The organism is Pseudomonas sp. UF-293, assembly GCF_058245595.1.
On record NZ_JBSICA010000013.1, the window covers coordinates 56,196 to 81,642 of the forward strand.

23 protein-coding genes are annotated in these 25,447 nt (G+C 58.9%); 18 read left to right on the forward strand and 5 right to left on the reverse strand.

Annotated elements, in window-relative coordinates:
- Positions 1 to 99 precede the first annotated feature (99 nt).
- Complete coding sequence (locus tag AC4IHP_RS15855) at positions 100 to 1,794, reverse strand: lactate permease LctP family transporter (protein ID WP_016771776.1); 1,695 nt, start codon at positions 1,792 to 1,794, stop codon at positions 100 to 102.
- A gap of 263 nt (positions 1,795 to 2,057) precedes the next feature.
- Here AC4IHP_RS15855 and AC4IHP_RS15860 point away from each other — a divergent pair, with 263 nt between their 5' ends.
- Positions 2,058 to 2,825 carry an FCD domain-containing protein gene (locus AC4IHP_RS15860; protein ID WP_016771775.1) on the forward strand — a complete coding sequence of 256 codons (768 nt, stop codon included), beginning with the start codon at positions 2,058 to 2,060 and terminating at the stop codon, positions 2,823 to 2,825.
- Between the two features lie 116 nt (positions 2,826 to 2,941).
- Here AC4IHP_RS15860 and smpB read toward each other — a convergent pair whose 3' ends face one another.
- Positions 2,942 to 3,424 (reverse strand): SsrA-binding protein SmpB, encoded by a 483-nt coding sequence (gene smpB, locus AC4IHP_RS15865; protein ID WP_007953781.1) that lies wholly within the window; start codon positions 3,422 to 3,424, stop codon positions 2,942 to 2,944.
- A 119-nt stretch (positions 3,425 to 3,543) separates the two neighbouring features.
- On the opposite strand from smpB, the gene AC4IHP_RS15870 reads away from it, so the two are divergent.
- From AC4IHP_RS15870 to AC4IHP_RS15880, 3 genes are read left to right on the forward strand one after another with little or no spacing between them, the layout of a single operon-like run.
- Positions 3,544 to 4,947, forward strand: coding sequence for a sodium-dependent transporter (locus AC4IHP_RS15870; RefSeq protein WP_490832137.1), 1,404 nt, complete (start codon positions 3,544 to 3,546; stop codon positions 4,945 to 4,947).
- 7 nt (positions 4,948 to 4,954) lie between these two features.
- The gene (locus AC4IHP_RS15875) at positions 4,955 to 5,389 is read left to right on the forward strand and encodes a type II toxin-antitoxin system RatA family toxin (protein ID WP_186547355.1); all 435 of its coding nucleotides are present in this window, start codon (positions 4,955 to 4,957) and stop codon (positions 5,387 to 5,389) included.
- Complete coding sequence (locus AC4IHP_RS15880; protein ID WP_490832138.1) at positions 5,382 to 5,696, forward strand: RnfH family protein; 315 nt, start codon at positions 5,382 to 5,384, stop codon at positions 5,694 to 5,696. Before AC4IHP_RS15875 ends, AC4IHP_RS15880 begins: the two co-directional genes overlap by 8 nt.
- Before the next feature lie 61 nt (positions 5,697 to 5,757).
- Here AC4IHP_RS15880 and AC4IHP_RS15885 read toward each other — a convergent pair whose 3' ends face one another.
- The gene (locus AC4IHP_RS15885; protein ID WP_434767670.1) at positions 5,758 to 6,285 is read right to left on the reverse strand and encodes an outer membrane protein assembly factor BamE; all 528 of its coding nucleotides are present in this window, start codon (positions 6,283 to 6,285) and stop codon (positions 5,758 to 5,760) included.
- 97 nt (positions 6,286 to 6,382) lie between these two features.
- Between AC4IHP_RS15885 and fur the strand changes: the two genes are divergently transcribed.
- Positions 6,383 to 6,787, forward strand: a complete 405-nt coding sequence (gene fur, locus AC4IHP_RS15890) for a ferric iron uptake transcriptional regulator (protein WP_016771770.1) — start codon at positions 6,383 to 6,385, stop codon at positions 6,785 to 6,787.
- A 76-nt stretch (positions 6,788 to 6,863) separates the two neighbouring features.
- On the opposite strand, the gene recN is transcribed toward fur, so the two are convergent.
- Positions 6,864 to 8,537, reverse strand: a complete 1,674-nt coding sequence (gene recN, locus AC4IHP_RS15895; protein ID WP_490832139.1) for a DNA repair protein RecN — start codon at positions 8,535 to 8,537, stop codon at positions 6,864 to 6,866.
- A gap of 240 nt (positions 8,538 to 8,777) precedes the next feature.
- Here recN and grpE point away from each other — a divergent pair, with 240 nt between their 5' ends.
- From grpE to AC4IHP_RS15935, 8 genes are all read left to right on the forward strand, one after another.
- Positions 8,778 to 9,344 (forward strand): nucleotide exchange factor GrpE, encoded by a 567-nt coding sequence (grpE, locus tag AC4IHP_RS15900; RefSeq protein ID WP_039759570.1) that lies wholly within the window; start codon positions 8,778 to 8,780, stop codon positions 9,342 to 9,344.
- Positions 9,345 to 9,446: 102 nt separating this feature from the next.
- Entirely contained in the window at positions 9,447 to 11,363 is a 1,917-nt protein-coding gene (gene dnaK, locus AC4IHP_RS15905) for a molecular chaperone DnaK (RefSeq protein ID WP_024011565.1), read from the forward strand.
- A 297-nt stretch (positions 11,364 to 11,660) separates the two neighbouring features.
- Positions 11,661 to 12,785, forward strand: a complete 1,125-nt coding sequence (dnaJ, locus tag AC4IHP_RS15910) for a molecular chaperone DnaJ (RefSeq protein ID WP_016771767.1) — start codon at positions 11,661 to 11,663, stop codon at positions 12,783 to 12,785.
- 9 nt (positions 12,786 to 12,794) lie between these two features.
- The gene (dapB, locus tag AC4IHP_RS15915) at positions 12,795 to 13,598 is read left to right on the forward strand and encodes a 4-hydroxy-tetrahydrodipicolinate reductase (protein ID WP_016771766.1); all 804 of its coding nucleotides are present in this window, start codon (positions 12,795 to 12,797) and stop codon (positions 13,596 to 13,598) included.
- Between the two features lie 258 nt (positions 13,599 to 13,856).
- Positions 13,857 to 14,993, forward strand: coding sequence for a glutamine-hydrolyzing carbamoyl-phosphate synthase small subunit (carA, locus tag AC4IHP_RS15920; RefSeq protein ID WP_325719641.1), 1,137 nt, complete (start codon positions 13,857 to 13,859; stop codon positions 14,991 to 14,993).
- Between the two features lie 124 nt (positions 14,994 to 15,117).
- On the forward strand, positions 15,118 to 18,339 hold the full coding sequence (gene carB, locus AC4IHP_RS15925; protein WP_016771764.1) for a carbamoyl-phosphate synthase large subunit: 3,222 nt from the start codon (positions 15,118 to 15,120) through the stop codon (positions 18,337 to 18,339).
- Positions 18,340 to 18,341: 2 nt separating this feature from the next.
- Entirely contained in the window at positions 18,342 to 18,818 is a 477-nt protein-coding gene (greA, locus tag AC4IHP_RS15930) for a transcription elongation factor GreA (RefSeq protein WP_460125241.1), read from the forward strand.
- A 28-nt stretch (positions 18,819 to 18,846) separates the two neighbouring features.
- Positions 18,847 to 19,251 (forward strand): MFS transporter, encoded by a 405-nt coding sequence (locus AC4IHP_RS15935; protein ID WP_460123873.1) that lies wholly within the window; start codon positions 18,847 to 18,849, stop codon positions 19,249 to 19,251.
- 9 nt (positions 19,252 to 19,260) lie between these two features.
- On the opposite strand, the gene AC4IHP_RS15940 is transcribed toward AC4IHP_RS15935, so the two are convergent.
- Positions 19,261 to 19,569, reverse strand: coding sequence for a YhbY family RNA-binding protein (locus AC4IHP_RS15940; RefSeq protein ID WP_016771761.1), 309 nt, complete (start codon positions 19,567 to 19,569; stop codon positions 19,261 to 19,263).
- Positions 19,570 to 19,670: 101 nt separating this feature from the next.
- Between AC4IHP_RS15940 and rlmE the strand changes: the two genes are divergently transcribed.
- The 5 genes from rlmE to tpiA all read left to right on the forward strand — a co-directional run bounded on the left by rlmE (position 19,671) and on the right by tpiA (position 25,445).
- Entirely contained in the window at positions 19,671 to 20,300 is a 630-nt protein-coding gene (gene rlmE / locus AC4IHP_RS15945) for a 23S rRNA (uridine(2552)-2'-O)-methyltransferase RlmE (RefSeq protein ID WP_329515792.1), read from the forward strand.
- Positions 20,301 to 20,502: 202 nt separating this feature from the next.
- Positions 20,503 to 22,410 carry an ATP-dependent zinc metalloprotease FtsH gene (gene ftsH, locus AC4IHP_RS15950; protein WP_490832140.1) on the forward strand — a complete coding sequence of 636 codons (1,908 nt, stop codon included), beginning with the start codon at positions 20,503 to 20,505 and terminating at the stop codon, positions 22,408 to 22,410.
- An 8-nt stretch (positions 22,411 to 22,418) separates the two neighbouring features.
- Positions 22,419 to 23,270, forward strand: coding sequence for a dihydropteroate synthase (folP, locus tag AC4IHP_RS15955; protein WP_490832141.1), 852 nt, complete (start codon positions 22,419 to 22,421; stop codon positions 23,268 to 23,270).
- A gap of 16 nt (positions 23,271 to 23,286) precedes the next feature.
- Positions 23,287 to 24,624, forward strand: a complete 1,338-nt coding sequence (gene glmM, locus AC4IHP_RS15960; RefSeq protein ID WP_460123884.1) for a phosphoglucosamine mutase — start codon at positions 23,287 to 23,289, stop codon at positions 24,622 to 24,624.
- A gap of 65 nt (positions 24,625 to 24,689) precedes the next feature.
- A complete protein-coding gene (gene tpiA / locus AC4IHP_RS15965; protein ID WP_490832142.1) occupies positions 24,690 to 25,445 on the forward strand; it encodes a triose-phosphate isomerase in 756 nt (251 codons plus the stop codon).
- Positions 25,446 to 25,447: the final 2 nt, after the last annotated feature.

The following is a 25,447-nucleotide window of genomic DNA, read 5'->3' on the forward strand; positions in this document are numbered from 1 at the left end:
TATAAAGCGCATTGCTTTCAGCAGCCTTACAGACCCGGTGGTGAATTGCTGACGCCGGATCACGGGCCGGCGTCGGTTATTTCCGTCTTTCTTGTAGGTTTAGTGCACCAGCATGCCGGTGAACCAGTAGGCCTGAGCCAAGGTGATCAAACCGACGATCGTTGCAAAGAATAGGCTGTGCTTGAGGGTGAAACGGAACAGATCCGATTCCTTGCCGACCAGACCGGTCGCGGCGCAGGCCACGGCGATCGATTGCGGCGAGATCATTTTACCGGTCACGCCGCCGCTGGTATTGGCCGCCACCAGCAAGGTGTCGTTGACGCCGATCTGGTGTGCGGTAGTCGCTTGCAACGAACTGAACAGCGCGTTCGACGAGGTATCCGAACCGGTGAGGAACACGCCCAGCCAACCGAGGAACGGCGAGAAGAACGGGAACGCCGCGCCGGTACCTGCCAATACCAGAGCCATGGTCGAGGACATGCCGGAGTAGTTGGTAACGAAGGCGAACGCCAGCACCATGCCGATCGACAGGATTGGCCAGCGCAGTTCGTAGAAGGTCTCTTTCAAAGTGGTCAGACCAGTTTTGAAATTGATCTTGAGCACCAGCATCGAAATCAGCGCGGAGAAGAAAATCGCCGTGCCGGTGGCGGAAATCGGATCGAGCTTGAACACCGCTGGAATGGCGGTCGGGTTGGCCACGATTGGCGCAGTCTTGATCACCAGTTGATCAAGGTGCGGAATCGCGAAGTTGAACACCCAGCTGTACATCGAACCGCCGGCAGCGAACATCGCTTTGAAAGGCTTCAGCGTCCAGATCGTCACCAGCACAGTGAGGATAAGGAACGGCGACCACGCCTTGAAAATTTCCCCGAGGCTGTAGGGCGAAGCGACGGTGGTGCGCTTCTGGCCGAAACCTCCCACGCTGGCGCTCACCACCGAAGCGGACACGGCGCCAACGATGTGCTGGCCGGCGGCGCGACGTGGTTGCCAGACCTTGAGGAACAGGGTCAGGGAAATCAGGCTGGCCAGTGCCGAGGTGATGTCCGGCAGTTCCGGGCCGATGAAGTTGGAGGTGAAGTATTGGGTGATGGCGAAACTCAAACCTGCCACCAGCGCGGCCGGCCAGGTTTCGCGCACACCGCGCAGGCCGTCCATCATGAACACCAGCCAGAACGGCACGAACAGCGACAGCAGTGGCAGCTGGCGACCGGTCATGGCGCCGATCTTGAAGGCGTCGATGCCAGTGACCTGGCCCGCCACGATGATCGGAATCCCCAGCGCGCCGAACGCTACCGGCGCAGTGTTGGCAATCAGGCACAGGCCGGCGGCGTACAGCGGGTTGAAGCCCAGTCCTACAAGGAGTGCGGCAGTAATCGCTACCGGCGCGCCGAAACCGGCGGCACCTTCCAGAAATGCGCCGAAGCAGAAACCGATCAGCAACACCTGCAAGCGTTGGTCATCGGTGATCGACAGGACTGAGCTGCGGATGACCTCGAACTGACCGCTCTTCACCGTCAGCTTGTAGAGGAACACCGCCGCGACAATGATCCAGGCAATCGGCCACAGACCATAAGCGAAACCATAACCAGCGGCGGCGAAGGCCATGTCCACCGGCATCTGGAAGGCGAAAATCGCCACGGCAATCGAAAGCGCGAGGGTGATGCTGCCGGCCACATGGCCTTTGAGGCGGAACACTGCCAGGGCGAGAAAGAAGAACACGATGGGAATGACGGCCGCGAGAGCGGAGACGCCAAGACTGCCGAGCGGACTGTAGAGCTGTTGCCAGGTTTGCATGGTGGGGTGGCCCCTAATTGTTGTTGGTCAGGCACTGTGAGCAATCTTGGATAATTGGTAATACCAATTTACAAGCGCTGTCGGCTAGGGTAAAAGCCTTGGTGGCGGTGTGTCAATTTGCCGCTCTGAAACTTTCGTCGAAGATGCGGTGCAGAGGGCAACTGATCCGCTTTGGCGAACTGGCTTCTGGCAGGTGTCGGCGGCGCGCGGATAGGCCAGAATAGACACCCCGGCGAGCGGTCGGGATCGTGGAGAAATGAGTTATGGGCTTTGATCAGATACGTCAGCGCCGTTTGTCTGACGATATTGTCGAGCGCCTTGAAGGGATGATCCTTGAGGGCACGCTGAAGTCGGGCGAGCGGCTGCCGGCCGAGCGCACGCTGGCCGAACAATTTGGCGTATCACGCCCGTCGTTGCGCGAGGCGATTCAGAAACTCGCGGCCAAAGGCTTGCTGGTCAGTCGCCAGGGCGGCGGTAATTATGTGGTGGAAGGCCTTGGTTCAACGTTCAGCGATCCACTACTGCAACTGCTTGAAAGCAACCCTGAAGCGCAGCGTGATTTGCTCGAATTCCGGCACACCCTGGAGGCATCGTGCGCTTACTACGCCGCATTGCGCGCGACCGATGTCGATCGTGAACGCCTGACTGCTGCCTTCGAAGAGTTGCAGGATTGCTACTCGCGTCACGAAGAAGTCAGCCGGGCGGAAGAGGGCGCGGCGGATGCGAAATTTCATCTGGCGATTGCCGAGGCCAGCCATAACGCGGTGTTGCTGCACACGATTCGCGGCTTGTTCGATCTGCTCAAGCGCAATGTCGTGACCAACATTGGCGGCATGTACAAACAGCGCACGGAAACCCGCGACATGCTGATCTCGCAGCATCGGGAATTGTATCTGGCGATTATCGAAGGGCGTGCCGAGCAGGCGCGGGAAGTGTCCAGCCGACATATTCTGTATGTGCAGGAGGTGCTGGAAGAGGTGCGTCAGGAGGTACAGCGCATGGCTCGGGCGGAGCGGCGCAAGGGGATGTGATCAGTTGAAGTTGGGTTGATGCTGAAATAGCTTTCGCGAGCAGGCTCGCCCCCACCTTTGAAATGCATTCCAGGGTGGGAGGAGCCTGCTCGCGAATTGGCGCTAAAGGGGAAAGATCAGTCTTCCTTGCCCTTGTTGCGCACCGCACGCTGCAATTCACGACCGGCATCGCGCTCGCGCTCGGTGTCACGCTTGTCGTATTCCTTCTTGCCCTTGCCCAGAGCGATTTCGCACTTGACCATGTGCTTGCTCCAGTACCAGGACAGGCAGACGCAGGCATAACCCTTTTGCTGCACGGCGGCGGCGAGCTTGTCGAGCTCGCGGCGGTTGAGCAGCAATTTGCGTGTGCGCACCGGGTCGGCGATGACGTGGGTGCTCGCGGTCATCAACGGCGTGATGTGGCTGCCAAGCAACCATGCTTCGCCGTCCTTGAGCAGCACGTAGCTGTCGACCAGTTGCAGCTTGCTCGCCCGCAGACTTTTTACTTCCCAGCCGGCCAGGACCAGACCAGCCTCGAACTTGTGCTCGATGAAGTAATCGTGTCGCGCCTTTTTGTTCTGCGCGATGGTCCCTGTTGGGTGTTTCTTCTGTTTAGCCATAGGGGCGGCATTATATGGAGTTGTTCGGCTGTCGGCTACGGTGTTGCTGCGTGCTTGAGCAGGTTGAGTGAATCCCGGACAATGCGGCCTCTTTTTCTAACGCTTGGGCGTGATAAACGATGTCGACAGACAAGGTTTCTGTCCACGGCAGTTGGGCTAGCCGCTGGGTATTCATACTCGCCGCGACCGGTTCGGCCGTGGGACTGGGTAGTATCTGGAAGTTCCCCTACATGGTCGGGGTCTACGGTGGCGGCGCCTTTGTGCTGATGTTTCTGGCGTGCATCGCGCTCATCGGTGTGCCGGTCATGCTCGCGGAAACCCTGATCGGCCGGCGTGCCCGGCAAAGTCCAGCCAACGCCCTGAAGGTCCTGGCGCTGGAAGCGGGTCACTCGGCCAAATGGTCGTGGGGTGCTTTTGCCGGGATGATCACGGCACTATTGATTCTGTCTTTCTATAGTGTGGTCGGCGGCTGGTCGCTGGATTACATCCTCGACATGGGCCGTGGCGATTTCCAGGGCGCGACGGCCGATCAGGTCGGCGCCTATTTCGGCAATGTCATCTCCAATCCATGGCGCCTGACACTTTGGCACACGATTTTCATGCTGCTGTCGGCCTTCGTGATCGCCAAAGGCGTGGTCGCCGGGCTTGAGCGCAGCCTGCGAATCATGATGCCGCTGCTGTTCGTGATGATTCTGGTGCTGCTGGGCTACAGCATGACCACCGGGCATTTCATGGAAGGCGTGCATTTCATGTTCGACTTCCACCCGGAAAAAGTCCTCGACGGCCTGCTGCCAGCGATGGGGCACGCGTTCTTCTCGCTGAGCGTCGGCGTCGGTTCGATCATGATCTACGGCGCCTACATGCCGAAGAACACCTCGCTGTCCGGCACCGTGGTCGGTGTTGCGCTGCTGGATACTTTTGTATCGCTGGTCGCCGGTCTGGCTTTGTTTCCGATTGTATTCGCTGCTGGCCTGAACCCAAGCGAAGGTCCGGGACTGATGTTCGTCAGCCTGCCATTTGCGTTTGGTAACGTATTTTTCGGCCAGCTGATGGGCGTGGTGTTCTTTGTGCTGGTCGCGGTGGCTGCCTGGAGTTCGGCTATTTCGCTGCTCGAGCCGATGGTGGCCTACCTGGTAGAGCGCACTAAAATCAGCCGCATCTGGGTAACGTTCTGGCTGGCGTTCACCTGCTGGTTTGTCGGTTTGGGCACGGTGTTTTCGTTCAATATCTGGAAGGAAGCCAAGTTTTTCGTGAACGAAGGCGGGACGTTCAGCCTCTACCAATGGGGTGCGCAGAGCGGTCTCGACTTCTTCGGCGTGATCGATTTCTTCACCTCGCGGATCATGTTGCCCCTCGGTGGCTTGTGTTTCGTGCTGTTCGCGGGATGGGTGATGGGGCGTGAAGCGGTGCGGGATGAATTGTCCATCCGTAACCCGGTTCTGTTTGCTCTGTCCCTGTTCTTGATGCGCTACGTGGCGCCTATCGGCATTCTTGTAGTCTTTGCCGCTCAGCTCTGGAAGTAACGCTTACATGACGACACATATCCAACGATCCGCGCTTCTGCCGTACCCGGCGCAATTTCTCTACGACCTGGTCAATGACGTCGCGCGGTACCCGGAGTTTCTGCCGTGGTGTTCGGAGGCTGAAGTGCTGGAAAGCTCCCCGGAACACATGCGCGCCAGTGTCGGTGTAGCCAAGGGCGGCCTCAGTCAGCATTTCGTCACGCGCAATACGCTGGTGCCGGGGCAGTCGATCGAGATGAATCTTGAGGAAGGTCCGTTCAATCAGTTGCACGGCGTCTGGGTCTTCAAGGCGCTGAACGAGAAGGCCTGCAAGATCAGTCTGGACCTGTCGTTCGATTACGCCGGGCCGCTGGTGCGCGCTACGTTGGGCCCGCTGTTCAATCAGGCGGCCAATCAGTTGGTGGATGCTTTCTGCCAGCGCGCCAAGCAGATGCATGGCTGAGCCTATGATCGAGATAGAAGTCGTGTACGCGGCGGTTGATCGGCAGGTCCTGCGTGCGATCAGCGTGGCTGAAGGCGTTAGCGTTCGGGCGGCGGTGCACGAATCGGGCATTGCAGCCGAGTTTCCTGAGCTGAATCTGGCGGAGTGTCCGCTGGGCATTTTTGGCAAGGTCGTGGCTGACGCGAATTCTCGCGCTGTTCAGGCGGGCGAGCGGATCGAAATATATCGACCGCTGCTGGCTGATCCGAAAGAAGTGCGACGCCTGCGCGCGGCGAAAGCTGCCGAGGCAAAGGCGCGGAATATTTGAGCTGGCCAAACGGCAGGCAATAAAAAACCCGGAATGTCCGGGTTTTTTATTGCCTCGCCTATTACTGCGGCGAGGTGTCCAGCGGCTCTGGTGTCGGAACCGGTACGGTTTCCACACCATCGACGTCCTTCTGGATCTGATCCAGCAAGGAGCCTGGTTTGGCTGGCTTCTCAGCTTCTGGCTTGTCGGCGTTTTCAGCAGGCGCGGTAACGTTCGTGCCGCTGTCCTTGCCGAGAATGGCTTCGTCACGGCTCACGCCGGGCATGAAGTCACCGGACAGGCTGACAAGCTGGTCGTTGGAATTGAAGATAACGCTGATTCGTTCCTGCTGGCGTTCACCGCCACCCGGTTGCAGGCTGTACAGATAATCCCAGCGATCGGCATGGAACGTGTCGGCAAGCAGAGGGTTGCCCATGATAAACCGTACTTGCGGCCGGGTCATTCCCGGGCGTAACTGGTCTATCATGTCCTGCGTGACGACATTGCCCTGCTGGATGTCGATTTTGTAAACCCCGGGGAATGAACAACCGGCGAGTGCGAGCAGTCCCACAAAGGTGAAACTGGTTAGCAAGAGCTTGGTGTTTTGCATCGGTGGGCGACTTCCACTATCTTGGCTGGGACAACGTAAACGCCGATCATACCCGCATTAAGAGAAGCTGCGAAGCAGCATCGCGAGAAAGCTGACCATGGTTGAAAATAGCGAACTACGCAAAGCCGGCCTCAAAGTGACCCTGCCACGGGTCAAGATCCTGCAAATGCTCGACTCTACCGAGCAGCGCCACATGAGTGCCGAGGACGTCTACAAGGCGTTGATGGAAGCTGGTGAGGACGTCGGTCTGGCCACGGTTTACCGTGTTCTGACCCAGTTCGAAGCGGCCGGCCTCGTGGTCCGCCACAACTTCGACGGCGGCCACGCGGTCTTCGAACTGGCTGACGGTGGCCACCACGACCATATGGTCAACGTGGAATCCGGTGAAGTGATCGAATTCTTCGACGAAGAAATCGAAAAACTTCAGAAGTCGATCGTCGAGAAGCATGGCTTCGAGATGGTTGATCACAATCTGGTGCTGTACGTACGCAAGAAAAAGTAAGCATGTCGCGCGAATTGCACATTCGCGAAACGAACGAAGGCGACCCACGGGTCGCCTTCGTGCTTTCTACTATTTGTTAAGCCTTGGCGGTCACCACCATTTTTTTCGCGTGAGCCAGGGATTCCTTGGTCAGATCGATGCCGCCGAGCATGCGCGCGACTTCTTCGATGCGCTCGTTCTTTGTCAGCTTCGCGACAGCGGTGTGAGTCGCCTTCTCGTCGCGAACCTTGTGCACGAACAGGTGTTGATGCCCTTGCGCCGCCACTTGCGGCAAGTGCGTCACCGTCAAGACCTGGCCGCGATCACCGAGGCGGCGCAGTAACTGGCCGACAATCTCGGCAGTCGGGCCGCCAATACCTACGTCCACTTCGTCGAATACCAGCGTCGGCACGCGGGAGGTCTGGGCGGTGATTACCTGAATCGCCAGACTGATCCGCGACAGCTCACCGCCGGAGGCGACTTTGGCCAGTGCTTTGAGCGGTTGGCCGGGGTTGGCGCTAACCAGCAGTTCGACCTGTTCCAGCCCGTTTGGCAGCAACTCGTCGCTGCTGTTGGCTTTCAGCTCGATGGTGAAGCGGCCGCCGGGCATGCCCAAGCGCTGGATTTCCTGCTCCACTGCACTGGCGAGGCTGCCGGCGGCTTGGTGACGGAGGTCGCTCAGCTCGCGGGCTTTCTCTTGATAGTGACGGGCGTAGGACGCCAGTTCTTCACCCAGGCGCTCGATGGATTCATCGTTGGCGTTGAGGGTTTCGATTTCATCGAGCAGCTTCTGCTGCATCTCGCCGACTTCAGTCGGCTGAATCCGGTGCTTGCGCGCCAAGGTGTAGATTGCGTCGAGACGTTCTTCGAGGTACTGCAGGCGAGCCGGGTCGGCATCGAAGTTGTCGAGGAAGCGGTTGAGCTCGCCGACCGCTTCTTCTACCTGAATCTGTGCGCTGGTCAGCAGGCTGCTGGCTTCACCCAGCGCCCCCACCGAGCTGTTCACACTGGACAGACGATTGAGGCTGGCGGTCAGTGCATTCAGGACATTCCCTGAATCACTTTCACTGCACTGCTCGACCACTTGCCGGCAAATGCCCAGCAAGGTTTCGGCGTTGGTCAGGTTCTTGTGTTCCTGCTCCAGTTGCTCGAGTTCGTTTTCGCCGAGGCCGAGGTTTTCCAGTTCTTCGAGCTGGTAGCTGAGCAGTTGATGACGTGCGCGCTGTTCATCGCCGGAGTTGGAGAGACGCTCCAGTTCCTGGCGAGTCTGACGCCAGCGCTGCGCCGCAAGTTGCACCTGACGCGCCAAGTCAGTGGCGCCGGCGTACTCGTCCAGTAGGCGACGATGGGTGTCGGTTTTCAGTAGCGATTGGTGTTCGTGCTGGCTGTGGATATCGATCAGCAGCTCGCCGAGGGCTTTGAGGTCGCCAAGCGGGCAGGGCGTGCCATTGATATAGCCGCGTGAGCGACCTTCCGAGGTGATGACCCGGCGCAAGATGCACGGCCCGTCGTTTTCCAGATCGCGCTCGGCCAGCCAGACGCTGGCTTCAGGAATATCAGCCAGGTCGAAGGTGGCGAGAATGTCGGCCTTGTCGGCGCCCGGGCGAACCACGCCGCTGTCGGCGCGATCACCCAGGGTGAGGCCCAGGGCATCGAGCATGATCGACTTGCCGGCGCCGGTTTCCCCTGTGATCACGCTCATCCCGCGATCGAGTTCAAGATCGAGATGTTCAACGATGGCGTAGTTGTGTACGGACAGGTGCACCAGCATAAAGGCAGCTCCCAGGCTTGAGGTCTGGTTATTTATACAGTGTTTTGTTCAGGCCTGACAATGCCCTCGCTTAGCTCGATTTGCTTGATCGCAAAGTTTTCTTAGCGCATTCAAGAATGACTATTCAGCACTTTTTTGTAAGGACAATCGATTGCAGCCCTTGAAGCCTGATTTTGCGGCCCCATATATCGGGGCAGAAGCGCGAGTCAGGCTCGCGGACGAAATTGAAAGGAGAATTCTATGGCTGACGAACAGACAGTAGATACGCAAAACCCAGATGCCAATCAGGCGCCCGAAGGTTCGGGTGACGACCTGGCGACCCGTGTGCAAGTGCTCGAAGAGCAATTGGCCGCCGCGCAGGATCAGTCTCTGCGTGTTGCCGCCGATCTGCAGAACGTTCGCCGCCGTGCCGAGCAGGACGTAGAGAAAGCGCACAAGTTTGCCCTTGAGAAATTTGCCAGCGACCTGCTGCCGATCGTCGACAGCCTGGAGCGCGGCCTCGAACTGTCGAGCCCGGACGACGAAAGCATCCGTCCGATGCGCGAAGGCATCGAGCTGACCCTGAAAATGTTCCACGACACCCTCAAGCGTTACCAGCTTGAAGCGATCGATCCGCATGGCGAACCGTTCAACGCCGTTCACCATCAGGCGATGGCCATGCAGGAAAGTGCCGACGTCGAGCCGAACAGCGTGTTGAAGGTTTTCCAGAAGGGCTACCAGCTCAATGGTCGCCTGCTGCGCCCGGCGATGGTCGTGGTCAGCAAGGCGCCGGCGCCAGTTTCGCCTTCGATTGACGAGCAGGCTTGAAATTAGCCGCAAGGCCCCCATTTAGAAGTCAAGCGTTTAAGTGCTACCGCAGTCAGCCACCACTGCTGCGGCAACAAAATCCAAAGTTTCGGGAGAGTGAACATGGGCAAAATTATCGGTATCGACCTGGGGACTACCAACTCCTGCGTCTCCGTGCTAGAAAACGGCAAAGCCAAAGTTATTGAAAACGCTGAAGGCGCGCGTACCACGCCGTCGATCATCGCTTACGCCAACGATGGCGAAATCCTGGTAGGTCAGTCGGCCAAGCGTCAGGCTGTAACCAACCCGCACAACACCCTGTACGCGGTAAAGCGTCTGATCGGTCGTCGTTTCGACGAAGAAGTTGTGCAGAAAGACATCCAGATGGTCCCTTACAAGATCGTCAAGGCTGACAACAATGACGCCTGGGTAGAAGTGAACGGCCAGAAAATGGCGCCGCCGCAAATCTCGGCTGAAATTCTGAAGAAAATGAAGAAGACCGCCGAAGACTACCTCGGCGAGGCAGTGACCGAAGCGGTGATCACCGTTCCGGCCTACTTCAACGACAGCCAGCGTCAGGCCACCAAAGACGCCGGCCGCATCGCTGGTCTGGACGTGAAACGTATCATCAACGAACCAACCGCAGCTGCTCTGGCTTACGGTATGGACAAGGCCAAGGGCGATCACACCGTGATCGTTTATGACCTGGGTGGCGGTACCTTCGACGTTTCCGTGATCGAGATCGCTGAAGTTGATGGCGAGCACCAGTTCGAAGTGTTGGCCACCAACGGTGACACCTTCCTCGGCGGTGAAGACTTCGACATTCGTCTGATCGACTACCTCGTTGACGAATTCAAGAAAGAAAGCGGCATGAACCTCAAAGGTGACCCGCTGGCCATGCAGCGCCTGAAAGAAGCCGCTGAGAAAGCCAAGATCGAGCTGTCGTCCGCTCAGTCGACCGACGTCAACCTGCCGTACATCACTGCAGACGCGACCGGTCCTAAGCACCTGAACGTGAAAATCTCCCGTGCCAAGCTCGAAGCACTGGTTGAAGACCTGGTTCAGCGCACCATCGAACCTTGCCGCATTGCGATGAAAGACGCCGGTATCGACGTCAGCGCGATCAACGACGTGATTCTGGTCGGTGGTCAGACTCGTATGCCGCTGGTACAGAAGCTGGTTACCGATTTCTTCGGTAAAGAAGCTCGTAAAGACGTCAACCCGGACGAAGCTGTCGCCATGGGTGCTGCGATTCAGGGCGCTGTTCTGGCCGGTGACGTGAAAGACGTTCTGCTGCTCGACGTCAGCCCGCTGACCCTGGGTATCGAAACCATGGGTGGCGTGATGACCGCGCTGATCGAGAAAAACACCACGATTCCTACCAAGAAATCGCAAGTGTTCTCGACTGCCGACGACAACCAGGGCGCTGTGACCATTCACGTTCTGCAGGGTGAGCGCAAGCAAGCCGCACAGAACAAATCGCTGGGCAAGTTCGACCTGGCCGACATTCCACCAGCTCCACGTGGCGTGCCGCAGATCGAAGTGACCTTCGACATCGACGCCAACGGCATCCTGCACGTCGGCGCGAAAGACAAGGCTACCGGCAAGACCCAGTCGATCGTGATCAAGGCCAACTCCGGTCTGTCCGACGAAGAAATCGAGCGCATGGTGCGTGACGCCGAGGCGAATGCCGAGGAAGACCGCAAGTTCGAAGAGCTGGCCGCTGCCCGTAACCAGGGTGATGCACTGGTGCACTCGACTCGCAAGATGGTCGCTGATGCGGGCGACAAGGTCACCGCTGAAGAGAAGACTGCAATCGAAGCCGCAGTGGTTGCTCTGGAAGCCGCCGTCAAAGGCGACGACAAGGCTGCCATCGAAGCCAAGGTTGAAGAGCTGTCGAAAGTCTCCGCTCCGGTTGCTCAGAAGATGTACGCCGAACAGGCTCAGCCAGCTGATGGCGCGGCCCCGCAAGGCGAATCGGCTGAGAAGGCTGACGACGTTGTCGACGCCGAGTTCGAAGAAGTCAAAGACCACAAGTAAGTTGTTGGTCGCCCGGTTGACTGCCTTGCGGCGGTGACTGGTAGGATGTCGCCGCGCGGGAGCTTGCCTCCCGCGTTGGCGTATCTGGAATACGCGAATTTTTACAGCATGCGACAACGCTCGCGTGTTGGTGGTATGGCCGGGAATGCTCCTGCTTTTCGCGCCGCAGATACCGCATCAATCAAGACCAGGATCGTTGAATTGACGTGAGTTGGGTCCGGGCCTTAATGGGGGCTCAACGAGTTTGGCGAGGCTCAGGAGGGGTTTGCCGAACGTCCTTAAGAGTGCAAAGAACTTATGGCAAAGCGTGACTATTACGAAGTATTGGGTGTCGAGCGGGGCACGAGCGAAGCGGACCTGAAGAAGGCCTATCGCCGCCTGGCCATGAAGCACCACCCCGACCGTAATCCCGGCGACAAAGCTTCGGAAGAAGCATTCAAAGAGGCCAACGAGGCCTATGAAGTGTTGTCCGACGCCAGCAAGCGCGCGGCATACGACCAGTACGGTCATGCCGGCGTCGACCCGAGCATGGGTGGCGGCGGTGCCGGTTTCGGTGGCCAGAACTTCTCGGACATCTTCGGCGATGTCTTCAGTGACTTCTTCGGCGGCGGTCGCGGCGGTGCCCGTGGCGGTGCTCAGCGTGGCAGCGATCTGCGCTATACCCTGGAGCTGAATCTGGAAGAAGCGGTGCGCGGCACGTCGGTGAATATCCGCGTTCCGACACTGGTCAACTGCAAGCCGTGCGATGGTTCCGGCGCCAAGAAGGGCTCTTCGCCGACGACGTGCCCGACCTGCGGCGGCATCGGCCAGGTACGCATGCAACAGGGCTTCTTCTCGGTGCAGCAGACCTGCCCGCGCTGCCATGGTCAGGGCAAGATCATTTCCGATCCGTGCGACTCCTGCCACGGCGACGGTCGCGTCGAAGAGTACAAAACCCTGTCGGTCAAAGTACCGGCCGGTGTCGATACGGGCGACCGCATTCGTCTGTCTGGCGAAGGCGAGGCGGGTACCCAGGGCGGGCCGACTGGCGACTTGTACGTTGTGATCAACGTGCGCGAACACGACATCTTCCAGCGTGACGGCAAGCATCTGTTCTGCGAAGTGCCGATCAGCTTCGTCGACGCTGCGCTGGGCGGCGAGCTGGAGATTCCAACCCTCGACGGTCGCGTCAAACTGAAAATCCCTGAAGGCACGCAGACCGGCAAGCAGTTCCGCGTTCGCGGCAAAGGCGTTGCGCCAGTGCGTGGCGGCGGTGCCGGCGACCTGATGTGCCGTGTCGCTGTGGAAACGCCGGTCAATCTCAACCGTCGTCAGCGTGAGCTGCTGGAAGAATTCCGTAGCTCCCTGGCCGACGACAACAGCCACTCGCCGAAAACCACCGGTTGGTTTGACGGTGTGAAGCGTTTCTTCGGCGATTTGTAAGGAGTCGGCATGCGACGTATTGCAGTGATGGGCGCCGCCGGGCGCATGGGCAAGACCCTGATTGAAGCGGTGCAGCAGACGCCGGGCGCCGGTCTGACGGCGGCGGTCGATCGCCCGGACAGCACGCTGGTTGGTGCGGATGCCGGTGAGCTGGCAGCGCTCGGCCGTATCGGCGTGCCGCTGTCCGGTGATCTGGATCGTGTGGTTGAAGAGTTTGATGTGTTGATCGACTTCACTCACCCGACCGTGACCCTGAAAAACCTCGCGTTCTGCCGCAAACACGGCAAAGCGATGATCATCGGCACCACCGGTTTCAGTGTTGAAGAGAAGCAGTTGCTGGCCGAGGCGGGCAAGGATATTCCGATCGTCTTCGCCGCCAACTTCAGCGTCGGCGTCAACCTCTGCCTGAAGTTGCTCGACACCGCTGCGCGCGTGCTGGGCGACGATGTCGATATCGAAATCATGGAAGCCCATCACCGGCACAAGGTCGATGCGCCGTCTGGTACGGCCGTGCGCATGGGTGAAGTGATTGCCGATGCGCTGGGGCGTGATCTGAAGAAGGTCGCGGTCTACGGTCGTGAAGGCCAGACCGGGGCGCGTGAGCGTGAAACCATTGGTTTCGCCACCGTACGTGCAGGCGATATCGTTGGTGATCACACCGTCCTGTTTGCTGCCGATGGCGAGCGCGTCGAGATCACCCACAAGGCTTCGAGCCGCATGACATTCGCCAAGGGCGCGGTGCGTGCGGCGCTGTGGCTGGATGGTCGCGAGCCTGGCCTGTACGACATGCAAGACGTGCTCGACCTGCGTTGAGTCGTTGCTGAACCCGGCGCAAACGTCCCGTTTTGCGCCGGTTTTTACCGCTTGGCGACGACCTGTCGCATTCTCCGGCCTTTAGGGCTCTTTAGCGGTGGACCAAAAACGCCCTTTTCTGTAAGCTACAGCTTTAGTGTGTCCACTAAAAGCGCGCAGAATAATTTCAGTGAAGAAGCGGGGTGACGTGTCCATACGTCACTCCGCTTTTTTACAACCTGCGATTGCCCTTTCATGCGTTATTTACGGGAGGTCTTCTTGACTAAGCCAGCCATACTCGCCCTTGCTGATGGCAGCATTTTTCGCGGCGAAGCCATTGGAGCCGACGGTCAGACCGTTGGTGAGGTGGTGTTCAACACCGCAATGACCGGCTATCAGGAAATCCTTACCGATCCTTCCTACGCCCAACAGATCGTGACCCTGACTTACCCGCACATCGGTAACACCGGCACCACGCCGGAAGATGCCGAGTCCGACCGCGTCTGGTCCGCTGGCCTGGTCATCCGTGACCTGCCGCTGGTAGCGAGCAACTGGCGTAACACGATGTCCCTGTCCGATTACCTGAAAGCCAACAATGTAGTGGCAATCGCCGGTATCGACACCCGTCGCCTGACCCGCATCCTGCGTGAAAAAGGCGCTCAGAACGGCTGCATCATGGCCGGCGACAACATCTCCGAAGAAGCGGCCATTGCCGCTGCGCAAGGCTTCCCCGGCCTGAAGGGCATGGATCTGGCGAAAGTCGTCAGCACCCAGAAGCAATACGAATGGCGCTCGACTGTCTGGGATCTGAAAACCGACAGCCACGCGACCATCGAAGCCTCTGAACTGCCATATCACGTGGTCGCTTACGACTACGGCGTCAAGGTCAACATCCTGCGCATGCTGGTCGAGCGCGGCTGCCGCGTCACCGTAGTGCCTGCACAGACTCCAGCCGCCGATGTGCTGGCGCTGAAGCCGGACGGCGTGTTCCTGTCCAACGGCCCTGGTGACCCGGAGCCATGCGACTACGCGATCCAGGCGATCAAGGAAGTGCTGGAAACCGAGACGCCGGTGTTCGGCATCTGCCTCGGCCACCAGTTGCTGGCCCTGGCCTCCGGCGCCAAGACCCTGAAAATGGGTCACGGCCACCACGGTGCCAACCACCCGGTGCAGGATCTGGACACAGGCGTGGTGATGATCACCAGCCAGAACCACGGTTTCGCGGTAGACGAAGCCACCCTGCCAGCCAACGTGCGTGCGATCCACAAATCGCTGTTCGACGGCACCCTGCAAGGCATCGAGCGCACCGACAAGAGCGCGTTCAGCTTCCAGGGTCACCCTGAAGCGAGCCCGGGCCCGAACGATGTTGCGCCACTGTTCGACCGCTTCATCAACGAGATGGCCAAGCGACGCTAAGCGTTCGCCTTGAGACTGTAGAGAGAAGCCCTCGAGGGCGGCCCCGGTACCGGCGGCCCCTTCGGGACTTCAGAAATCGATCAAGACGGCTTGCCGACTGACCTGCGGATTTGAGTGACAAACCATGCCAAAACGTACAGACATTAAAAGCATCCTGATTCTCGGCGCTGGCCCGATCGTAATCGGCCAGGCCTGCGAATTCGACTACTCCGGCGCCCAGGCCTGCAAGGCCCTGCGCGAAGAGGGTTACCGCGTCATCCTGGTGAACTCCAATCCGGCCACCATCATGACCGACCCGGACATGGCCGACGCCACCTACATCGAGCCGATCAAGTGGCAGACCGTTGCCAAGATCATCGAGAAGGAGCGTCCGGACGCCGTTCTGCCGACCATGGGCGGCCAGACTGCATTGAACTGCGCTCTGGACCTGGAGCGCGAAGGCGTTCTGGAGAAGTTCGGCGTAGAGATGATCGGTGCCAACGCCGACACCATCGACAAGGCTGAAGACCGTTCGCGTTTCGACAAGGCGATGAAATCCATCGGCCTGGCGTGCCCGCGTTCCGGCATCGCGCACAGCATGGAAGAGGCCAACGCGGTTCTCGAAACCCTCGGTTTCCCATGCATCATTCGTCCGTCCTTCACCATGGGCGGCACCGGTGGCGGTATCGCCTACAACCGTGAAGAGTTCGAAGAAATCTGCGCCCGTGGTCTGGACCTGTCGCCGACCAAAGAGCTGTTGATCGACGAATCGCTGATCGGCTGGAAAGAATATGAAATGGAAGTTGTCCGCGACAAAAAGGACAACTGCATCATCGTCTGCTCGATCGAAAACTTCGACCCAATGGGCGTGCACACCGGTGACTCGATCACCGTAGCTCCAGCCCAGACGCTGACCGACAAGGAATACCAGATCCTGCGTAACGCCTCGCTGGCGGTACTGCGCGAGATCGGCGTCGAGACCGGTGGTTCCAACGTTCAATTCGGTATCTGCCCGAACACTGGCCGCATGGTCGTGATCGAAATGAACCCGCGTGTTTCGCGCTCCTCGGCCCTGGCTTCGAAAGCCACCGGTTTCCCGATTGCCAAGGTCGCGGCCAAACTGGCTGTGGGTTACACCCTTGATGAACTGTCGAACGACATCACCGGTGGCAAGACTCCGGCGTCCTTCGAGCCGTCGATCGACTACGTTGTCACCAAGCTGCCACGCTTCGCCTTCGAGAAATTCGCCAAGGCTGACGCGCGCCTGACCACGCAAATGAAGTCGGTCGGTGAAGTCATGGCCATCGGCCGGACCTTCCAGGAATCCCTGCAGAAAGCTCTGCGCGGTCTGGAAGTCGGCGTTTGCGGTCTGGACGAGAAGCTCGATCTGAGCAACCCGGACAGCATGAGCGTGCTCAAGCGCGAACTGACCGTGCCGGGCGCCGAGCGTATCTGGTACGTGGCGGACGCCTTCCGCGCCGGTCTGTCGGTCGAAGACATCTTCGGCATGAACATGATCGACCCTTGGTTCCTGGTGCAGATCGAAGACCTGATCAAGGACGAAGAGAAGGTCAAGACCCTCGGTCTGTCCTCGATCGACCGCGACCTGATGTTCAAGCTCAAGCGCAAAGGCTTCTCCGATCAGCGTCTGGCCAAGCTGCTGGGCGTGACCGAGAAAAACCTGCGCACGCACCGTCAGAAGCTGGAAGTATTCCCGGTCTACAAGCGCGTTGACACCTGCGCAGCCGAATTCGCCACCGACACCGCTTATCTGTACTCGACCTACGAGGAAGAGTGCGAAGCAGCGCCATCGGGTCGCGACAAGATCATGATTCTGGGTGGCGGTCCGAACCGTATCGGTCAGGGTATCGAGTTCGACTACTGCTGCGTTCACGCTGCTCTCGCCCTGCGCGAAGACGGCTACGAAACCATCATGGTCAACTGCAACCCGGAAACCGTTTCCACCGACTACGACACTTCCGACCGTCTGTACTTCGAGCCGGTAACCCTGGAAGACGTACTGGAAATCTGCCGCGTCGAGAAGCCGAAAGGCGTGATCGTCCAGTACGGCGGCCAGACTCCGCTGAAGCTGGCTCGCGCTCTGGAAGCTGCTGGCGTGCCGATCATCGGTACCAGCCCTGACGCCATCGACCGCGCCGAAGACCGCGAGCGCTTCCAGCAAATGGTTGAGCGCCTGAACCTGCGTCAGCCGCCAAACGCCACCGTGCGCAGCGAAGACGAAGCGGTTCGTGCTGCGGCGAAGATCGGTTACCCGCTGGTGGTGCGCCCGTCCTACGTGCTGGGCGGCCGTGCGATGGAAATCGTTTACAAGGAAGACGAGCTCAAGCGTTACCTGCGTGACGCGGTGCAAGTGTCCAACGACAGCCCGGTGCTGCTCGACCACTTCCTCAACTGCGCCATCGAAATGGACGTGGACGCGGTTTGCGACGGTAAAGACGTAGTGATCGGCGCGATCATGCAGCACATCGAACAGGCGGGCGTTCACTCCGGTGACTCCGCGTGCTCGCTGCCGCCGTACTCGCTGCCAGCGCACATCCAGGACGAGATGCGCGAACAGGTCAAGAAAATGGCCCTGGAACTGGGCGTTGTCGGCCTGATGAACGTGCAGTTGGCTTTGCAGGGCGAAGACATCTACGTCATCGAAGTCAACCCGCGTGCCTCGCGTACCGTGCCGTTCGTTTCCAAGTGCATCGGTGTTTCCCTGGCGATGATCGCTGCCCGCGTCATGGCCGGTAAAACCCTGAAGGAAATTGGCTTCACCAAGGAAATCATCCCGAACTTCTACAGTGTGAAAGAGGCCGTGTTCCCGTTCGCCAAGTTCCCTGGCGTTGACCCGATCCTCGGCCCAGAGATGAAGTCGACAGGTGAAGTGATGGGCGTCGGCGACACCTTCGGCGAAGCATTCGCCAAGGCGCAGATGGGTGCCAGCGAAGTACTGCCGACCGGCGGTACCGCGTTCATCAGCGTGCGCGATGACGACAAGCCACTGGTTGCAGGCGTGGCCCGTGATCTGATCAACTTGGGCTTCGAAGTGGTCGCCACTGCCGGCACTGCCAAGCTGATCGAAGCCGCAGGTCTGAAAGTGCGTCGCGTGAACAAGGTGACCGAGGGTCGTCCGCACGTGGTCGACATGATCAAGAATGACGAAGTCACGCTGATCATCAACACCACCGAAGGTCGTCAGTCGATCGCCGATTCGTACTCCATTCGTCGCAACGCCCTGCAGCACAAGATCTATTGCACCACCACTATTGCTGCGGGCGAAGCGATCTGCGAAGCGCTGAAGTTCGGTCCGGAAAAGACCGTGCGCCGCTTGCAGGATCTACACGCAGGATTGAAGGCATGAGCATAACCAAATACCCAATGACTGTTCAGGGCGCCAAAGCCTTGGAAGAAGAGCACGCGTTTCTCACCAAGGTCGAGCGCCCGCGCTTGAGTCAGGCTATTGGCGAGGCACGCGAGCTCGGTGATCTCAAGGAAAACGCTGAATACCATGCCGCTCGCGAAGAGCAGGGCATGGTCGAGGCGCGGGTTCGTGATATCGAAGGCCGTATGCAGAACGCGGTGGTGATCGACGTCACGACCATCCCGCACACCGGCAAAGTGATATTCGGCACCACCGTTGAGATCGCCAATGTCGAAACCGATGAGAGCGTTACTTACCAGATCGTGGGTGAGGATGAGGCGGACATCAAACTCGGCAAGATTTCGGTCGGTTCGCCGATCGCCCGCGCCTTGATTGCCAAGGAAGAGGGCGACACGGTCGTCGTAAAAACGCCGGGCGGCGATATCGAGTATGAGATTGTCGAAGTTCGTCACATCTGAAAGAAGGCGCCCGCTGCATGCGGGCGCCATGCTTTGGCAACTGACCCAGATGCTTTGGGTCGGTGGTCTATGGTTGATTCATATCGGTTTGCAGCCGGCGTTGGGCCAGATCGGTCTCGCGCCGCTGTTGATCGACGAAGTCGCCAGTGCATTCGAAGTGCTGGTGGTGGGGTTCGCCGCTCTGTGCGTGATCTTTCAGGCTTTGGTGCTGGTACAGGCCGAGGGCCTCGGCAGTCTATGGCGGGATTTTCGCGGGCAGGTGCTGTTGATGGCGTTGTACGCGTGCGCGATGTATGTCGCCGTGCGTGTCGGCTGGCCGGATGCGCAGCGCTGGCAGGTATTCAGTTATCTGGTGCTGGGGTTTTCCGGCTTGGTGCTGGTGATGCAGCCGGTGCCGGGATGGGGTGGCAGGGTGCGCGAAGCACACCCTTGACCCTGCGCATCACTTGAAGCGATGAACGTTCGACAGCTGCTTGTTGGCGCTGAAGTTCTTGCGGTAGACCAGAGCCATCTTGCCGATGACCTGAACCAGGTCCGCTTTACCGACCTTGCACAGCTCGGCGATGTGCGCCAGGCGCGACTCGCGATCAAGAATGTTGAGCTTGATCTTGATCAGCTCGTGATCCGCCAAGGCGCGTTCAAGTTCGGCTAAAACACCTTCAGTCAAACCGTTGTCCGCCACCGTCAACACTGGTTTGAGGTGGTGGCCGATGGATTTGTACTGTTTTTTCTGCTCTGGAGTGAGCGGCATAATCTGACCCTTTCGTCTGGATTCTGTAAAATGGCGGCCATTTTACCCGAGGGTTCGTGGATCCGCCCAACTAATCACGACCCTAATCATCGAGGTGCCCAATGGCGCGTTCCAAGACAAGCCTTGGTTGGCTGAAAAGACATGTCAACGATCCTTATGTGAAGCAGGCGCAGAAGGATGGCTACCGCTCGCGTGCAAGTTACAAGCTTCTGGAAATCCAGGAAAAATACAAACTCATCCGTCCGGGCATGAGCGTGGTCGACCTCGGCGCGGCGCCGGGTGGCTGGTCCCAGGTGACCAGTCGGTTGATCGGTGGCCAGGGGCGTCTGATCGCTTCGGACATCCTGGAAATGGACAGCATTCCGGACGTGCATTTTATCCAGGGCGACTTCACTGAGGACGCGGTGCTCGCTGAAATCCTGGAGGCCGTGGGTAATTCGCAGGTGGACCTTGTGATTTCCGATATGGCCCCCAATATGAGTGGTACGCCCGAAGTGGATATGCCCAAGGCCATGTTCCTCTGTGAACTGGCTCTGGACCTGGCGGAACGGATCCTCAAGCCCGGTGGCAACTTCGTCATCAAGATTTTTCAGGGCGAAGGCTTCGACGTTTATCTGAAGGATGCTCGGAAGAAATTCGACAAGATCCAGATGATCAAGCCAGACTCTTCCCGTGGCAGCTCCCGCGAGCAGTACATGCTGGCTTGGGGTTATCGCGGCGGTGATGCGTAAAACGAGGTTTTTCGGCAGGGCGATAGGTTTTTCATATTTCGCTCTGCGTGCATAAGCGAATATTGTGTAGAAAGTGTTTCACAAAGGGTTACAGACGGCGCCTGCCAGAGTTGTAGGTAATGTAGTAAGTTAGGCCGGTGAATATCATGCGAAGCGCGCGCCAGTAGCGGAGCTTGCTTCAGAGGGTAGTTAATTGAACGATATGGCAAAGAATCTGATCCTGTGGTTGATCATCGCGGCAGTCCTGGTGACGGTGATGAACAACTTCTCCAGCCCTAACGAGCCGCAGACCCTCAACTATTCCGACTTCATCCAGCAGGTCAAGGATGGCAAGGTCGAGCGCGTAGCCGTTGATGGCTATGTGATTACCGGCAAGCGCACCGATGGCGACAGCTTCAAGACCATTCGTCCGGCAATTCAGGACAATGGCCTGATCGGCGATCTGGTCGACAATCACGTTGTGGTTGAAGGCAAGCAGCCTGAACAGCAAAGCATCTGGACCCAGCTGCTGGTGGCCAGCTTCCCGATCCTGGTGATCATCGCGGTGTTCATGTTCTTCATGCGCCAGATGCAGGGCGGTGCGGGGGGCAAGGGCGGGCCGATGAGCTTTGGCAAGAGCAAGGCACGTCTGCTCTCCGAAGATCAGGTGAAAACCACTTTGGCTGACGTTGCCGGTTGCGACGAAGCCAAGGAAGAAGTCGGCGAGCTGGTTGAGTTCCTGCGTGATCCGGGCAAGTTCCAGCGTCTGGGCGGCCGAATCCCGCGCGGTGTGCTGATGGTCGGCCCACCGGGTACCGGTAAAACCTTGCTGGCCAAGGCAATTGCCGGCGAAGCGAAAGTGCCGTTCTTCACCATTTCCGGTTCTGACTTCGTCGAAATGTTCGTCGGTGTCGGCGCCAGCCGCGTCCGCGACATGTTCGAGCAGGCCAAGAAGCACGCCCCTTGCATCATCTTCATCGACGAAATCGATGCCGTAGGTCGCCATCGTGGCGCCGGCATGGGTGGTGGTCACGACGAGCGTGAGCAGACTCTCAACCAGTTGCTGGTGGAGATGGACGGCTTCGAAATGAACGACGGCATCATCGTGATTGCTGCAACCAACCGTCCGGACGTACTCGACCCTGCGCTGCTGCGTCCGGGCCGTTTCGACCGTCAGGTGGTGGTTGGCTTGCCAGACATTCGTGGTCGTGAGCAGATTCTGAAGGTGCACATGCGCAAAGTGCCAATGGGCGACGACGTTGCTCCGGCAGTGATCGCACGTGGTACCCCAGGCTTCTCCGGTGCTGACCTGGCGAACCTGGTCAACGAAGCTTCGCTGTTCGCCGCCCGTAGCGGCAAGCGTATCGTCGAGATGAAAGAGTTCGAACTGGCAAAAGACAAGATCATGATGGGCGCCGAGCGCAAATCCATGGTCATGTCCGAGAAAGAAAAACAGAACACTGCTTACCACGAAGCTGGCCACGCCATCGTTGGTCGCGTCGTGCCTGAACATGATCCGGTGTACAAGGTGTCGATCATTCCGCGCGGTCGCGCGCTGGGTGTGACCATGTTCCTGCCGGAAGAAGATCGCTACAGCCTGTCCAAACGTGCGCTGATCAGCCAGATCTGCTCGTTGTACGGTGGCCGTATCGCTGAAGAAATGACTCTGGGTTTCGATGGTGTGACCACCGGTGCATCCAACGACATCATGCGCGCGAGTCAGATTGCCCGGAACATGGTGACCAAGTGGGGTCTGTCGGAAAAACTTGGTCCGCTGATGTATGCCGAAGAAGAGGGCGAAGTGTTCCTCGGTCGCGGCGGTGGCGGCCAGGCTGCCAGCTTCTCCGGTGAGACTGCCAAGCTGATCGACTCCGAAGTACGCAGCATCATCGATCAGTGCTACGGCACCGCCAAGCAGATCCTCACGGATAACCGTGACAAGCTCGATGCCATGGCTGATGCGCTGATGAAGTACGAAACCATCGATGCCGAGCAGATCGACGACATCATGGCCGGCCGCACACCTCGCGAGCCTCGCGACTGGTCGGGTGGCAATGGTACGCCTCCGCCGCCTGTGGTGCAGGATGAGCGTCCGGAAAAACCGATTGGTGGTCCGGCTGCTGACGTTTAAGGTTTGAAATGACTTCTGTTCAGTCCCTGACCCGGTTGCCTTGCGGCAACCGGGTTCTTGATTTGGCCCAGACGCATGTCATGGGCATTCTCAATGTCACTCCAGATTCTTTCTCCGATGGCGGCCGCTATAGTCAGCTTGACGCGGCTCTGCGCCACGCGGAAGCCATGGTGCTTGCCGGTGCGACGCTGATCGATGTCGGCGGCGAATCGACCCGGCCAGGTGCACGAGCGGTTTCTCCGTTGGAGGAGCTCGAACGCGTCGCGCCGATTGTCGAGCTGATCAACCGCGAGCTGGATGTCATCATCTCGGTCGATACTTCCACGCCAGCAGTCATGCGTGAAACCGCACGACTCGGCGCCGGATTGATCAATGATGTGCGTTCGCTGCGTCGCGATGGCGCGCTGGATGCGGCGGCGGCGACCGGATTGCCGGTCTGCCTCATGCACATGCTCGGCGAGCCGGGCGATATGCAGGATAATCCGCAGTATCAGGACGTTACTCGCGAGGTTGGTGGGTTTCTTGCCGAGCGTATGGATCAATGCGCCCAAGCGGGCATTCCCGCCGAGCGGATCATTCTTGATCCCGGCTTCGGCTTCGCCAAGACCCTGCAGCACAATCTAAGCTTGTTCAAGCACATGGAGGCCTTGCATGCGCTGGGGCGGCCATTGCTGGTAGGTGTTTCGCGCAAGAGTATGATTGGCCATGCCTTGAACCGTCCTGTGGGCGAGCGTCTCTATGGTGGCCTGGCGCTGGCTGCGCTGGCGTCGGTCAAGGGGGCGCGGATATTGCGCGTCCACGACGTGGCGGAAACTGTCGATGTAGTGCGAATGATCGCGGCCGTAGAATCAGCCGAATAAGAATGATGGAGCGCTTATGAGCAAGAAATATTTTGGTACCGACGGCATTCGCGGTCGTGTTGGTGAATACCCGATCACGCCTGACTTCATGCTCAAGCTCGGCTGGGCGGCCGGCATGGCTTTCCGCAAGATGGGTGCCTGCAAGGTGCTGGTAGGCAAGGACACGCGGATCTCCGGCTATATGTTCGAGTCTGCGCTCGAGGCCGGGCTGACCTCGGCAGGTGCCGATGTGATGCTGCTTGGTCCGATGCCGACGCCGGCCATCGCCTATCTTTCGCGTACCTTCCAGGCTGAAGCCGGTATCGTGATCAGTGCCTCGCACAATCCGCATGACGACAACGGTATCAAGTTCTTCTCCGGCAAAGGCACCAAGCTGCCGGATGAATTGGAGTTGATGATCGAAGAGTTGCTCGATACGCCGATGACTGTCGTCGAGTCGAGCAAGATCGGCAAGGTATCGCGAATCAATGATGCATCGGGTCGCTACATCGAGTTCTGCAAGAGCAGCGTGCCTACCGGGACCAATTTCGCCGGCCTGAAGATCGTTATCGACTGCGCGCATGGTGCGACCTATAAGGTAGCGCCGAGCGTCTTCCGTGAATTGGGTGCCGAAGTCGTCGTGCTTTCTGCGCAGCCGAACGGGCTGAACATCAACGATAACTGCGGTTCCACACACATGGGGCCGTTGCAGGCTGCGGTGCTGGCCGAGCATGCTGACCTCGGTATCGCCTTTGATGGTGATGGCGATCGGGTATTGATGGTTGATCACACCGGCACCATCGTTGATGGTGACGATCTGCTGTTTATCATTGCCCGCGATCTGCATGAGCGTGGCAAGTTGCAGGGTGGCGTCGTCGGTACATTGATGAGCAATCTTGGTCTCGAGCTGGCCTTGGCGGATCTGTCGATCCCGTTCGTTCGCGCCAATGTCGGTGACCGCTACGTGATTGCCGAACTGCAAGAGCGCAACTGGCTCGTTGGCGGGGAAAACTCCGGGCATGTGGTCTGCTTCAATCACACCACCACGGGCGACGCGATCATCGCTGCCCTACAGGTGTTGATGGCTCTGAAATCCCGCAATGAAGGTCTCGCCCAAACCCGACAGGCCTTGCGCAAGTGCCCTCAGGTGCTGATCAACGTCCGCTTCGGTGGCGGTGACAGCCCGCTGGAACATCCGGCTGTCAAGGAGGCCAGTGCCCGTGTAACTCAGGCGATGGCGGGGCGCGGTCGCGTGCTTCTGCGCAAGTCCGGCACAGAGCCTCTGGTGCGCGTAATGGTCGAAGGCGAGGACGAAAACCAGGTTCGCGGCTATGCCGAAGAGCTGGCAAAACTGGTAACCGAAGTTTCTGCCTGATACGGCTTGCAAGCCATGATTGTGTTGGGTAACATCTGCGCCCACTTTGACCGACGAGGTACAGCATGCGTCGCCCTATGGTAGCTGGTAACTGGAAGATGCACGGTACCCGCGCCAGCGTCGCTGAGCTGATCAACGGCCTTCGTCATCTGGCCTTGCCTAGCGGTGTTGATGTCGCGGTGTTCCCGCCTTGCTTGTATATCAATCAAGTGATTGATGGCTTGAAAGGCAAGTCGATTTCGGTCGGCGCGCAGAATTCTGCGGTGGAAGCCATGCAAGGTGCGTTGACTGGTGAGATTGCTCCCAGCCAACTGGTGGATGCAGGTTGTTCCCTGGTGCTTGTCGGGCACTCCGAACGCCGCCAGATTCTCGGCGAGCGAGACGGGATGCTGAATCGCAAGTTCGCAGCGGCACAGGCATGTGGCTTGATTCCGGTGTTGTGTGTAGGGGAGACCCTCGAGCAGCGCGAAGCCGGAAAAACTCTTGAAGTTGTCGGGCGTCAGCTGGGCAGCATCATCGAGGAGCTGGGTGTCGGTGCCTTTGCCAAGGCAGTTATTGCTTACGAGCCGGTCTGGGCCATTGGTACCGGGCTGACTGCAACGCCGCAACAGGCTCAGGATGTGCATAAGGCCATTCGCGAGCAGTTGGCGGCAGAGAATTCTGAAGTCGCACGAGGTGTGCGGCTTCTATACGGCGGCAGCGTGAAGGCGGCCAATGCGGTCGAACTGTTCGGCATGCCGGATATCGATGGGGGGCTCATTGGTGGAGCTTCCCTGAATGCAGATGAGTTCGGTGCGATCTGTCGCGCCGCGGGAAGCTGAAA